We start from the raw sequence: 11,792 nt of genomic DNA on the forward strand, positions 1-11,792 counted from the left end.
CTAGGTAAGTGCGGGTGACGGCCCGTGGGACCGGCAAAGTACCCCTCGAGGCTACCCGCATTTGGCCTCCGGCGGCACGGGAGGGCGCCGCACAGGGGTCACGGGCGGCTACTGGCCGTAAAAAACGCGCTCGAAGACGGCACGGGCGCGGCGGCTCAGCCGGAGGTAGTCCTCCTCAAGTGCGGCCGCGTTGCCTTGGCCGTAGCCGCACCAGCGCGCCACGGCCTCAAGGTCGCGGCGGGAGGAGGGCAGGAGGTCCGAGGCGCGGCCGGTCCAGATGACGTTGGCGGAGCGGATCCTGCTGGCCAGCCGCCAGGCACGCAGCAGCAGCACTACTTCCCCGGCCTCCAGCAATTCGAGTTCCGCGGCCGCCTCGAGGGCCTGCACGGTGGAGGTGGTCCGCAGTTCCGGGTGCCTCCCTGCGTGCCGCAGCTGCAGCAGCTGGGCGAGCCACTCGACGTCGCTGAGGCCGCCGCGGCCCAGCTTCAGGTGCCGGGCGGGATCCGCGCCTCGGGGCAGCCGTTCGGACTCCACCCGGGCCTTGATCCGGCGGACCTCCCGGACGTCCTGCTCGGCGAGGGACTCGGGGTAGCGGATCGGGTCGATCAGGGCGATGAAGTCCGCGGCGAGGTCGTCGTCGCCGGCCATCGGGCGGGCCCGGAGCAGGGCCTGCGCCTCCCAGACCAGGGACCAGCGCCGGTAATACTCCGCGTAGGACTCCAGCGACCGGACCATGGGCCCGTTCTTGCCCTCGGGGCGCAGGTCGGCGTCGACCATGAGGACCCGCTCGGCCAGCACGGCGGGCTTCAGCGGCTGGGTCAGCAGGCTGGAGAGCTTGCCCACGATCCGGGCCGCCTGCTGCTGCGCCTCCTCCTCGGAGACGCCGGGCAGGCCGCGGTGGACGTACATGACGTCCGCGTCCGAGCCGTAACCGATCTCCCGGCCGCCCTGCCGCCCCATGGCCACCACCAGCACCCGGGTCTTCAGCGGTTCGCCCGCGGCGACGACGGTCTCGGCCACGCGCAGGGCGCCGAGGACCGCGGCCCGATCCGTGTCCGCCAGGGCGGCACCCACCTGGTCCTGGTCCAACAGCCCGGCGCTGTCCGCGATGGCGATTCGGAGGATCTCCCGGCGGCGGATCAGCCTGATCAGCCGCATGGCGCTCTCCGGGTCCGAGTGGCGGGACATCTTCGAGGTGATTTCAAGCCACTGCGCCTCGTAGCTGAGCGGCACCAGGTCCTTGTCAGAGCCGAGCCAGGCCACCGATTCGGGCGAGACCTCCAGCAGGTCCGCGATCAGCCGGGAGTTGGAGAGCACATGGCAGAGCCGCTCGGCGGCCGCCGTCGAATCCCGCAGCAGCCCGAGGTACCAGTGCGTGGTGCCCAGGGCCTCGCTGACGCGGCGGAAGGCCAGCAGGCCGCCGTCGGGGTCCACGCCCTCGGCGAGCCAGCCCAGCAGGATCGGCAGCAGCTGGCGCTGCAGCGCGGCGCGGCGGCTCACCCCCGCGGTCAGCGCCTCGATGTGCCGCATGGCGCCGGGCGGGTCCAGATAGCCCAGCGCCGCGAGCCGGCCCTGCGCGGCCTCCGGGGTCAGCCGGGCCTCCTCGGTGCTGAGGGCGGCGGCCGTGTTCAGCAGCGGCCGGTAGAAGATCCGGTCGTGCAGTTCCCGGACCGAGCGTTTGGTCTTGCGCCAGTCGTCCAGGAGCGCGTCCGGGTGCGGACGGTCGTCGGAGAGGGAGCCCAGGACCGCCTTGGCCAGGGACCGCAGCGAGGCCTCCTTGACCGGCATGAGGTGGGTGCGGCGCAGCTGGAAGAGCTGGATCCGGTGCTCCAGAAGCCGCAGGTAGCGGTAGTCGCGGTCGAATTCCGCGGCGTCGGTGCGGCCGATGTAGCCACCGGCCGACAGCGCGGCGATCGCGGCGGTGGTGTCCCGGCAGCGCAGCGACTCGTCGGACTTCCCGTGCACCAGCTGCAGCAGCTGGACGGTGAATTCCACGTCGCGCAGGCCGCCGCGGCCCAGCTTGAGCTGCCGCTGCTCCTCGTCGGACGGGATGTGCTCGGTGACGCGCCGGCGCATGGACCGCACGGATTCGACGAAGCCCTCACGGCCGGCGGAGGACCAGATCAGCGGCGCGACGGCGGCCTCGTAGCGGGCGCCGAGGTCTGCGTCGCCGGCGATGGCCCGGGCCTTCAGCAGCGCCTGGAACTCCCAGCTCTCGGCCCAGCGCGCGTAGTAGCTCTCGTGCGAGGGCAGGGTGCGCACCAGCGGCCCGGACTTCCCCTCGGGCCGCAGGTTCGCGTCGACCTCCCAGAGGCCGGGTTCCTTGCCGGTGGACATGATGGCGCGGGAGAGGCCGGAGGCGAGGGCGGTGCCGATCGTGGCGGCGCGGGCGTCCTCCAGCGGGCCGCCGTCGATCACGTAGATAACGTCCACGTCGGAGATGTAGTTCAGTTCGCGGGCGCCGCACTTGCCCATGCCGATCACGGCGAGCCCGACGGCGGCGACGTCATCCGCCCCGAACTGCTCCGCCGCCTCGGCCCGGGAGACGGCGAGGGCCGCCTCGATGGCGGCGGCGGCGAGGTCCGCCAGTTCGGCGCCGACGGCGGGCAGGTAATCCAGCGGGTCAGCCGCGCAGAGGTCCTTGATGGCCAGGTCCACGACGCCGCGGCGGTACGCGGTCCGGAGCGCGGCGTAGCCGTCCTGGCCGGTCAGCCCGGCGACGGGTCGCGCGGCCTTCGGGTCGGCGCGGACGGACTGCAGCAGCCGGGTGCGCAGCGCGGCGGGGTCCGCCGGGACCGGTTCGGGGCTGACGGGCGCGTCGAACGCGGCCAGGTGCCCCGGGTGGCGGAGCAGGAACTCCCCCAGCGCCTCGGACGCGCCGAGCACCCGGTAAAGCGGCTCGCTGCGCTCCGGATCCGCGGCGAGCCGGCGCAGGTCCGGGTTCTTCTCGATCAGCCGGACCAGGGACAGCAGGGCGGTGTCCGGGTTGGCGGCGAGCCGGAGCCCGGCGAACAGCGCCTCCCGGTCCAGCCCCTCGAGTTCGGGGGCGGCCAGGAAGCGTTCGCCGCGGTCGAGGTCGTCGAACCCCGCGGCGATCAGGCGCCGAGCCAGGCTCACCGGACTCCCCTAGAGGATCGCCAGGTTGCGCTGCAGCTCGTAGGGCGTGACCTGGAGCCGGTAGTCCTGCCACTCGGCGCGCTTGTTGCGCAGGAAGTGTTCGAAGACCTGCTCGCCGAGGATCTGCGGCATCAGCTCCGAATCCTCCATGGTCCGGATCGCGTCGTGCAGGCTGGCCGGCAGCGGGTCATGGCCCATGGCGCGGCGCTCGGCCGAGCTCAGCGACCAGATGTCGTCCTCGGCCGCGGCCGGCAGCTGGTAGCCCTCCTCGATGCCCTTCAGCCCGGCGCCCAGCAGCACGGCGTAGGCCAGGTACGGGTTCGCGGCGGAGTCGATGCCACGGTATTCGATCCGCGCGGACTGGCCCTTGCCCGGCTTGTACAGCGGCACCCGGACCAGGGCGGAGCGGTTGTTGTGGCCCCAGCTGAGGTAGCTGGGCGCCTCTCCCCCGCCCCAGAGCCGCTTGTAGGAGTTCACGAACTGGTTGGTGACGGCGGTGAACTCGGGGGCGTGCTTGAGGATGCCGGCGATGAACTGGCGCGCGGTCTCGGAGAGCTGGAACTCGGCCCCGGCCTCGTAGAACGCGTTGGTGTCGCCCTCGAAGAGCGAGAAGTGGGTGTGCATGCCGGAGCCCGGGTGCGCGGTGAACGGCTTGGGCATGAAGGTGGCGTACGTGCCCTGCTGCAGCGCGACCTCCTTGATCACGGTGCGGAAGGTCATGATGTTGTCCGCGGTCTGCAGCGCGTCGGCGTAGCGCAGGTCGATCTCGTTCTGGCCGGGGCCGGCCTCGTGGTGGCTGAACTCCACCGAGATGCCCACGGATTCGAGCATGGTCACCGCGGTGCGGCGGAAGTCCTGGGCCACGCCGCCGGGGACGTGGTCGAAGTAACCGCCCTCGTCCACGGGAACCGGGGCGCCGTCCGGGCCGGGCTGCTGAGACTTCAGCAGGTAGAACTCGATCTCCGGGTGGGTGTAGCAGGTGAAGCCCATGTCCGCGGCCTTGGCCAGGTTGCGCTTGAGGACATTCCGCGGGTCCGCGGCGGACGGCTCGCCGTCGGGGGTGAGGATGTCGCAGAACATCCGCGAGGTCGCCTCGGTCTCACCGCGCCAGGGCAGGATCTGGAAGGTGGAGGGGTCCGGCTGGGCCAGCATGTCGGATTCGAACACGCGGGCCAGGCCCTCGATCGAGGAGCCGTCGAAGCCCAGGCCTTCCTCGAAGGCGCCCTCGACTTCGGCAGGCGCCAGCGCCACGGACTTGAGCGAGCCGACGACGTCGGTGAACCACAAACGCACGAACCGCACGTCGCGCTCCTCGATCGTCCGCAGGACAAACTCTTGCTGGCGGTCCATAGTGCCTCTTTCCGGGTCTTCGTCCGTGCCTCGGCGCGCGCCGGCCCATGGCCGGCGGCGGCGCCCGCAGCTGCTCACGGTTCACTCTACTAATCATTACCGCCGATTGCTGGCCCGGCCCGGGCGCGTAACCCAGCGTTAACACAACACCCTGGTCCGGCCACCCGGGAGCGTCCCGGACGGCGTCCCGGACGGCGCTCCGGAGCAGGTCACGCCGGCCCCTCCGGTAGCTAGGACCCCCGGTATCGCACTACGCTCATTCCATGGCCCCCAGCACCAGCCCCGATTCCGGCATGTCCGCAGAACTTCCCGCCCCCTACGGCGCCGGCCCCGCGCAGGCGGCGCCGGCCGCCGCGAAGCCCGCCGGGCGGATCCGCACCCACCACCTGCGCCAGGCGAAGGAGAAGGGCGAACGCTTCGCCATGCTTACCGCCTATGACCAGTACAGCGCGGAGATCTTCGACGACGCCGGCATCGAGGTGCTGCTGGTCGGGGATTCGGCCTCCAACAACGTCTTCGGCAACGAGACCAGCCTGCCGGTGACCGTCGATGAGCTGTTGCCGCTGTGCCGGGCCGTGACCCGCTCCGCCCGCCGCGCCCTGGTGGTGGCGGACCTGCCGTTCGGCAGTTACGAGGTCTCGGCCGAGCAGGCCGTCGCGACCGGCGTGCGCTTCCTCAAGGAGGGTCTGGCGCACGCGGTCAAGATGGAAGGCGGGGCGTTCTACGCGGACACCGTGCGCGCCATGGTCCAGGCCGGCATCCCGGTCATGGCCCACATCGGCTTCACGCCGCAGAGCGAGCACGCCCTGGGCGGCTACAGGGTGCAGGGCCGGGGCGACGACGCCTCGCGCCTGATCGAGGATGCGGTGGCCCTGGCCGACGCCGGGGCGTTCTGCGTGCTGATGGAGATGGTCCCGGCCACGACGGCGGCCGCCGTCGACGCCGCCCTCGATGTCCCCACCATCGGCATCGGGGCCGGCAACGCCACCACCGGCCAGGTGCTGGTCTGGCAGGACATGGCGGGGCTGCGCGGCGGGAAGATGGCCAAATTTGTCAAGCAGTACGCGGACCTCCGGACCACCCTGACGGACGCCGCCCGCGCCTATGGCGACGACGTCCGTTCCGGGCAGTTCCCGGGCCCCGAGCATTCCTTTTAGGCGGGCTGCGCCCTAGGCTGACTGGGCCTTAGGAGGCGTCCTCGACCTTGATGGCGGAGACCTCGAACTCGAGGGTGATCTTGTCCGAGACCAGGACGCCGCCGGAGTCCAGGGCGGTGTTCCACTTCAGCCCGAAGTCCTGCCGGTCGATCCGCCGCGATCCCTCGAAGCCGGCCCGGAGGTTACCCATGGGGTCCCGCTCGACGCCGATGAAGTCCAGCGGGATGGAGATCTCCTTGGTCACCCCGCGGATGGTCACGTCGCCGATGACGATGAAGTGGCCCTCGTCCACCTGGTCCACCCGGCTGCTCTTGAAGGTGATTTCCGGGTAGGTGGGGGCGTCGAAGAAGTCGTTGGTGCGCAGGTGCTGGTCCCGGTCCGCGTTGCGGGTGTCGATGCTCGCCACCTTGACGGTCAGTTCCACCGAGGAGCGTTCCGGGTTCACGGGATCGACGGTGATCACGCCGTCGAAGTCGTTGAAGGCCCCGCGGACCTTGGTGACCATCGCGTGCCGGGTGGAGAACCCGATCCGCGTGTGGGTTGGGTCGAAGCGCCACTGTCCCGCGTATTCCGGAGAGAGTTCGGCCATGATGAACCTCCTAGCGGTACCGGTCGTACCGGCACCCGGATATGGATGGATGGTAATGCGAACGGTGTCCCGGCCCTGGCCGGAGCCGCCGACGGGCGCCGGAGCGCGCCCGGGGTGGCTGTTTAGTCGTCGTCGCCCTTGTCCCACGCCTCGTTGCGTGCCTTGACCTTCTCGAGGGCGTGTTCGGCTTCCTCGCGGGTCTTGTACGGGCCGATGAGCTGGCTCCAGTCCGACATCGCGTCCTCCTCGATCTCGTGGGTGTTGACGTTGTACCAATACTCGGCCATCGGATCTCCTTCTGCACGTGCCGGGCGGCTGCATTTTTTTCGGCTTAGGCCACTGCTTATAGAATCAATCTATGCCTTCCCTCACCTCGACTGCACCCATTGGCACCCTTGTCCCGGGCACGATCAGCCCGCAGCGTGCCGTGCCGGCGTCGATTCCGCGTCCGGAGTACGTGGGGAAGCCCGCGCCGGCGAAATTCACCGGGTCCGAGGTGAAGTCCGCGGAGACCATCGAGAAGATCCGCGTTGCCTCGAAAATCGCCGCCCAGGCGATCGTCGAGGTGGGCAAGCACATCGAACCTGGCGTCACCACGGACGAACTGGACCGGGTGGGCCACGAGTTCCTCCTTGACCACAAGGCCTACCCCTCCACGCTGGGCTACCGGGGCTTCCCGAAGTCGCTGTGTTCCTCGCTGAACGAGGTCATCTGCCACGGCATCCCGGACAGCACCGTGGTCCAGGACGGCGACATCCTGAACATCGACATCACCGCGTTCATCGGCGGCGTCCACGGCGACACCAACCACACCTTCCTGGTGGGCGACGTCGACGAGGAGTCCCGGCTGCTGGTGGAACGCACCGAGGAGTCGCTGCGCCGGGCAATCCGCGCGGTGGCCCCGGGACGGGAGATCAACGTGATCGGCCGGACCATCGCCTCCTACGCCAAGCGCTTCGGTTACGGCGTAGTACGCGACTTCACCGGCCACGGCGTGGGCGAGGCATTCCACACCGGCCTGATCATCCCGCACTATGACGCCGCGCCCGCCTACAACACCGTGATCGAGCCGGGTATGGTCTTTACCATCGAACCCATGCTCACCCTCGGCACCATCGAGTGGGACATGTGGGCCGACGACTGGACCGTGGTGACCCGCGACCGGAAACGCACCGCGCAGTTCGAACACACGCTGCTGGTGACCGACTCCGGCGCCGAGGTCCTCACCCTCCCCTGACCCGCAGTCCCCGCACCACCTTTCAGCACGAGCCGCGCAGCGCGCGTCCCCAGCCCCTGCCCCCAGCCACGAACGGACACACATTGGCCAAGAAGGACGACAAGTCGAAGAAGAACGCCCCGCTGATCGGCATTGATATCGGCGGCACCGGTATCAAGGGCGGCATCGTCGACTTGAAGAAGGGCAAGCTGGTGGGCGACCGGCTCCGGGTCCCCACCCCGCAGCCCTCGACGCCGGAGGCCGTGGCCGACGTCGTCGCCCAGGTGGTGGCCGAGCTGTCCAAGCGCCCCGACGCCCCGGACGCCGACAGCCCCGTCGGCGTGACCTTCCCGGGCATCATCCAGCACGGCGTGGTCCACTCCGCCGCCAACGTCGACCACGCGTGGCTGAACCTGGACATCGACGCGCTGCTCACCGCCAAGCTGGGCCGCCCGGTGGAGGTCATCAACGACGCCGACGCCGCCGGCCTCGCCGAGGCCCGCTACGGTGCCGGCAAGGGCGTCGACGGCACCGTCCTGGTGATCACCCTGGGCACCGGCATCGGCTCCGCGTTCATCTTCAACGGCAAGCTGGTCCCCAACGCCGAGCTCGGCCACCTGGAGATCGACGGTTTCGACGCCGAGAGCAAGGCCTCCGCCGTCGCCCGCGAACGCGACGGCCTGAGCTGGACCGAGTACAGCGTGCTGCTGCAGCGCTACTTCTCGCACGTGGAGTTCCTCTTCTCCCCCGAGCTGTTCATCGTCGGCGGCGGCATCTCCAAGCGCGCGGACGAGTACCTGCCCCACATGTCGCTGCGGACCCCGATCGTTCCCGCCGAGCTGAAGAACGACGCCGGCATCGTGGGCGCGGCCATTGAGGTGGCGCTGACGCACAAGCTGGCCAAGTAGCCCGCTCACCTGGGCAGGCAGTAAGACCCGCACAGAAACAAAGAACCGGCCCGCAGTTGTCCAACTGCGGGCCGGTTCTTCTTTTTCGGATCTCACTGTGGAGCCGGTGGTGGCTGCGGCTTCCCCTCCGTTGCCACCACCGGAGTCTGTGGGTGCCTAGAGCGGGCTCTTCTGGGCCGGCTTTCCGTCGAGGCCTTGGCCCTCCAACCCCTTGGCCACGGCCTCGTGGCGGAGCAGGGCGATCGCGGACTCGAAGTCCTCGAGGGATTCGAACGCCTGGTAGACGCTGGCGAACCGCAGGTAGGCGACCTCGTCGAGGCGCTGCAGCGGGTTCAGGATGGCCAGGCCCACCTCGTGGGCCTCGATCTCGGCGGCGCCGGCGGCGCGGATGGTCTCCTCGACCTCCTGTGCCAGCATGGCGAGGTCGTCCTCGGTCACCGGCCGGCCTTGGCAGGCCTTGCGGACACCATTGATGACCTTGCTCCGGCTGAACGGCTCGCCCACGCCGGACCGCTTGATCACGGTGAGGCTGGTGGTTTCCACGGTGGTGAAGCGGCGGCCGCACTCGGGGCACTGGCGGCGGCGGCGGATGGCCGAGCCGTCGTCGGCGATGCGGCTGTCCACCACGCGGGAGTCAGGATTACGGCAGAACGGGCAATACACGTCTCTTCCTTTCCTGCCGCAACTCCGGAAGGAAGCACCGCTGGCGGGGCTTCCGGATTCAGTCTACGACTAGATCTGGGCGAATAACAAGCCTGTAATTACTACATGTTGTGGTTGGCGAACCGGGCGGTCACGGCCTCGCCATGCGCCGGCAGGTCCTCGGCCACCGACAGGCTGACGATGTGCCGGCTGACGACCTCCAGCGCGGCCCGGTCGTAGTTGATGACCTGGATGGCGCGCAGGAAGGTGGTGACGTTCAAGCCCGAGGAGAAGGCCGCGGTGCCGCTGGTGGGCAGCACGTGGTTGGACCCGGCGCAGTAGTCGCCCAGGCTGACCGGGCTGTAGTCGCCCACGAAGATGGCGCCGGCGTTGCGGATCCGGGCGGCGACGGCGGCGGCATCCGAGGTCATGATTTCCAGGTGCTCGGCGGCGTAGGCGTCGCAGGCGGCGATTCCCTGCTCCAGGTCCTCGACCAGGACGACGCCGGACTGCGGGCCGGAGAGGGCTTCCCGGACGCGGGCGCTGTGCTTGGTGGCGGCGGCCTGGGTGTCGAGCTCCCGGCGCACGGCCGCGGCGAGATCCTCGGAGTCGGTGATGAGGACCGAGGCGGCCTTGGGGTCGTGCTCGGCCTGGCTGATCAGGTCCGCCGCCACGAGCCCGGGGCGGGCGGTGGCGTCGGCCAGGATCGCGATCTCGGTGGTGCCGGCCTCCGAGTCGATGCCGACAGCGCCCTTGACCAGGCGCTTGGCGGTGGCGACGAAGATGTTCCCCGGGCCGGTGACGACGTCCACCGGGTCGATGCCGGGCAGGGCGGTGTCGGATGCGTCCGCCGGGGAGCCGTCCGCGGGAACGCCGTAGGCGAAGGCGGCGATGGCCTGCGCCCCGCCGATCCCGTAGACCTCATCGATGCCCAGCAGCGCGGCGGCGGCGAGGATGGTGGGGTGCGGCAGGCCGCCGAAGTCCTTCTGCGGCGGCGAAGCCAGCGCGATCGAGGGCACGCCCGCGGCCAGCGCCGGGACCACGTTCATGATCACCGACGAGGGGTAGACCGCCAGGCCGCCGGGAACGTAGAGGCCCACGCGGGAGACCGGCACCCAGTTCTGGCTGACCACCGCGCCGTCGCCCAGTGCGACGTCGGTGTTGGCCGGGCGCTGGGCATCGGCGAAGAGCCGGGCGCGGCGGATGGATTCCTCCAGCGCGGCGCGCACCTCCGGGTCCAGGCCGTCCAGCGCGGACTGCAGGGCCTCTGCCGGCACCCTGGGGTGGGACTGCTCGACGCCGTCGAACCGCCGGGCGAGGTCGCTCAGCGCGGCGAGGCCGCGGGCGCGGACGTCGGCGATGATCTCCTGGACCTTGCCCTCGGCGTCGGCCACGGTGCCGTGCTGGGCCCGCGGGACGGCGGCGCGGAGGCCGGCGAGGCTCAGCTGCCGGCCGCGGACGTCCACGGTCCGGAAATCAAGGCCGGTGGAGGCGGGTACCAGGGACGCGGGGCGGTCGGCAGAGGAAGTCACCCGCCTATTTTACGGCTCCTGGTCAGGGTGGCCGAACAGGGAGGCGACGAAGATGGACAGCGCGGTGGCCGCGGGCCAGACCAGCAGCACGGCGTAGGCCCGCAGCGAGAAGGCGATGCTGGCACTGGCGGAGGTGTCCCCGGCCGGGGTGAAGACCGCGCCGGCCAGGACGCCGGTCCCCCACGCCAGGAGCGCCCCGACGGCGCCCGCGGCGACGGCGCCGATGACGGTCAGCGGCGGGAGGCTGGCCGGCTTACTGCCGGCGGCCAGGATCCCGCCGACGCAGCCGGCCGCCAGGTAGAGCCCGGCCAGGACCAGGTCCCGGGGCAGCCAGGTGGAGGGGTTGCTGCCGCTGGCCAGCGCCGGGTCGCGGCTGATCAGGTTCAGGCCGGTGGGTGCCAGGGCCCACCAGAGCAGTCCGACCGGGATCCCGGCCAGGGCGATGACCAGCAGTCCGCGCCACGGCACCCTCCGGCGCCTGGACGCGGGCACGCCGGTGTCGGCGCCGTTGCCCCATCCTGTCCCGCCGGTGCCGGCGGTATCCCCAGGCGTGCCGCCGGTGGGCGCGGCGCCGGAGCCGTGGGGGTCGACGGGCGGGTGCACCGCGGGTTGTGTCATGCAACAAACCTTAACCCAGGATTCCGCGCCCTCCGGCACGCCGGCCGGGCCAGGATGACGCCGCGCGGCGCCCCGCGACCGGCCGAATACCGCCGTCGGGCGTTGCGGGAATACGCTGGCACCAGCAACAGCCGCACCACAGCAGGGAGATGGACCACCGTGTCGTCAGCCGAAGAGCCCTTCGAGGGAACGTTCAAGGAAATGTTCCGCCGGCACGCCGCGGGCGTCGCCATCATCACCGCGAGCTACAACGGGGCTCCCTACGGGTTCACGGCCACCTCGGTGGCGTCGCTGTCGGCCAAGCCGCCCCGGTTCACCTTCAACATGGCCCGGACGTCCAGTTCATGGCCCGCCGTCGCCAACTCCAGCTACATCGGCGTTCACATGCTGGGCCTGGAGAATCAGACCCTGGCCGACCGCTTCGCCCGCGGCCGGGACCGCTTCGAGGGCGACCACTGGGAGGAGGGACCGCACGGGGTCCCGGTCCTTAAGGACGTCTCCGGCTGGCTGATCGGAAAGATCCAGATGCGCCTGTCCTTCGAGAACAACGCCGTCGTGGTCGTCGAAGTGGTCGACGGCGCGGTCGGCGGCGCCTCCGTGCCGCTGCTCTACCACGGCGGCGCCTACTCCCAGCCGGTGCCGCTGGACTACGAGATCTGAGCC

Annotated in this window: 11 protein-coding genes; 4 read left to right on the forward strand and 7 right to left on the reverse strand. The window is 70.6% G+C overall.

Going from position 1 to position 11,792, the window contains the following annotated elements:
- Positions 1–108 precede the first annotated feature (108 nt).
- Both ACFUCU_RS12830 and glnA read right to left on the reverse strand, forming a co-directional pair.
- On the reverse strand, positions 109–3,117 hold the full coding sequence (locus ACFUCU_RS12830; RefSeq protein ID WP_377972988.1) for a bifunctional [glutamine synthetase] adenylyltransferase/[glutamine synthetase]-adenylyl-L-tyrosine phosphorylase: 3,009 nt from the start codon (positions 3,115–3,117) through the stop codon (positions 109–111).
- A gap of 9 nt (positions 3,118–3,126) precedes the next feature.
- Positions 3,127–4,467 carry a type I glutamate--ammonia ligase gene (gene glnA, locus ACFUCU_RS12835; protein ID WP_138769615.1) on the reverse strand — a complete coding sequence of 447 codons (1,341 nt, stop codon included), beginning with the start codon at positions 4,465–4,467 and terminating at the stop codon, positions 3,127–3,129.
- A gap of 263 nt (positions 4,468–4,730) precedes the next feature.
- Between glnA and panB the strand changes: the two genes are divergently transcribed.
- Complete coding sequence (gene panB / locus ACFUCU_RS12840) at positions 4,731–5,624, forward strand: 3-methyl-2-oxobutanoate hydroxymethyltransferase (protein ID WP_377972989.1); 894 nt, start codon at positions 4,731–4,733, stop codon at positions 5,622–5,624.
- Between the two features lie 28 nt (positions 5,625–5,652).
- Here panB and ACFUCU_RS12845 read toward each other — a convergent pair whose 3' ends face one another.
- Entirely contained in the window at positions 5,653–6,213 is a 561-nt protein-coding gene (locus ACFUCU_RS12845; protein ID WP_290258166.1) for a YceI family protein, read from the reverse strand.
- 122 nt (positions 6,214–6,335) lie between these two features.
- A complete protein-coding gene (locus ACFUCU_RS12850) occupies positions 6,336–6,500 on the reverse strand; it encodes an SPOR domain-containing protein (RefSeq protein WP_290258167.1) in 165 nt (54 codons plus the stop codon).
- A 71-nt stretch (positions 6,501–6,571) separates the two neighbouring features.
- On the opposite strand from ACFUCU_RS12850, the gene map reads away from it, so the two are divergent.
- Together map and ppgK are read left to right on the forward strand one after the other, a co-directional pair.
- Positions 6,572–7,450 carry a type I methionyl aminopeptidase gene (gene map / locus ACFUCU_RS12855; protein WP_290258168.1) on the forward strand — a complete coding sequence of 293 codons (879 nt, stop codon included), beginning with the start codon at positions 6,572–6,574 and terminating at the stop codon, positions 7,448–7,450.
- 83 nt (positions 7,451–7,533) lie between these two features.
- Positions 7,534–8,337, forward strand: a complete 804-nt coding sequence (gene ppgK, locus ACFUCU_RS12860) for a polyphosphate--glucose phosphotransferase (RefSeq protein ID WP_377972990.1) — start codon at positions 7,534–7,536, stop codon at positions 8,335–8,337.
- Between the two features lie 156 nt (positions 8,338–8,493).
- On the opposite strand, the gene nrdR is transcribed toward ppgK, so the two are convergent.
- The 3 genes from nrdR to ACFUCU_RS12875 all read right to left on the reverse strand — a co-directional run bounded on the left by nrdR (position 8,494) and on the right by ACFUCU_RS12875 (position 11,129).
- Positions 8,494–9,000, reverse strand: a complete 507-nt coding sequence (gene nrdR / locus ACFUCU_RS12865) for a transcriptional regulator NrdR (protein WP_377972991.1) — start codon at positions 8,998–9,000, stop codon at positions 8,494–8,496.
- A gap of 101 nt (positions 9,001–9,101) precedes the next feature.
- Positions 9,102–10,511 carry a histidinol dehydrogenase gene (gene hisD, locus ACFUCU_RS12870; RefSeq protein WP_377972992.1) on the reverse strand — a complete coding sequence of 470 codons (1,410 nt, stop codon included), beginning with the start codon at positions 10,509–10,511 and terminating at the stop codon, positions 9,102–9,104.
- Between the two features lie 9 nt (positions 10,512–10,520).
- Positions 10,521–11,129 (reverse strand): hypothetical protein, encoded by a 609-nt coding sequence (locus ACFUCU_RS12875; protein WP_377972993.1) that lies wholly within the window; start codon positions 11,127–11,129, stop codon positions 10,521–10,523.
- 201 nt (positions 11,130–11,330) lie between these two features.
- Between ACFUCU_RS12875 and ACFUCU_RS12880 the strand changes: the two genes are divergently transcribed.
- A complete protein-coding gene (locus ACFUCU_RS12880; RefSeq protein ID WP_290258259.1) occupies positions 11,331–11,789 on the forward strand; it encodes a flavin reductase family protein in 459 nt (152 codons plus the stop codon).
- The last annotated feature ends 3 nt before the right edge of the window (positions 11,790–11,792 follow it).

The sequence above is a fragment of the Arthrobacter sp. NPDC057259 genome (assembly GCF_042668995.1).
In the GTDB taxonomy this organism is placed as follows: Bacteria; Actinomycetota; Actinomycetes; order Actinomycetales; family Micrococcaceae; genus Arthrobacter.

What these genes read in the sequence shown, in the direction of transcription:
- glnA (WP_138769615.1), bottom strand. Translation starts at nt 4,467, where the DNA reads ATGGACCGCCAGCAAGAGTTTGTCCTGCGGACGATCGAGGAGCGCGAC.
- panB (WP_377972989.1), top strand. Translation starts at nt 4,731, where the DNA reads ATGGCCCCCAGCACCAGCCCCGATTCCGGCATGTCCGCAGAACTTCCC.
- ACFUCU_RS12845 (WP_290258166.1), bottom strand. Translation starts at nt 6,213, where the DNA reads ATGGCCGAACTCTCTCCGGAATACGCGGGACAGTGGCGCTTCGACCCA.
- ACFUCU_RS12850 (WP_290258167.1), bottom strand. Translation starts at nt 6,500, where the DNA reads ATGGCCGAGTATTGGTACAACGTCAACACCCACGAGATCGAGGAGGAC.
- map (WP_290258168.1), top strand. Translation starts at nt 6,572, where the DNA reads ATGCCTTCCCTCACCTCGACTGCACCCATTGGCACCCTTGTCCCGGGC.
- ACFUCU_RS12875 (WP_377972993.1), bottom strand. Translation starts at nt 11,129, where the DNA reads ATGACACAACCCGCGGTGCACCCGCCCGTCGACCCCCACGGCTCCGGC.
- ACFUCU_RS12880 (WP_290258259.1), top strand. Translation starts at nt 11,331, where the DNA reads ATGTTCCGCCGGCACGCCGCGGGCGTCGCCATCATCACCGCGAGCTAC.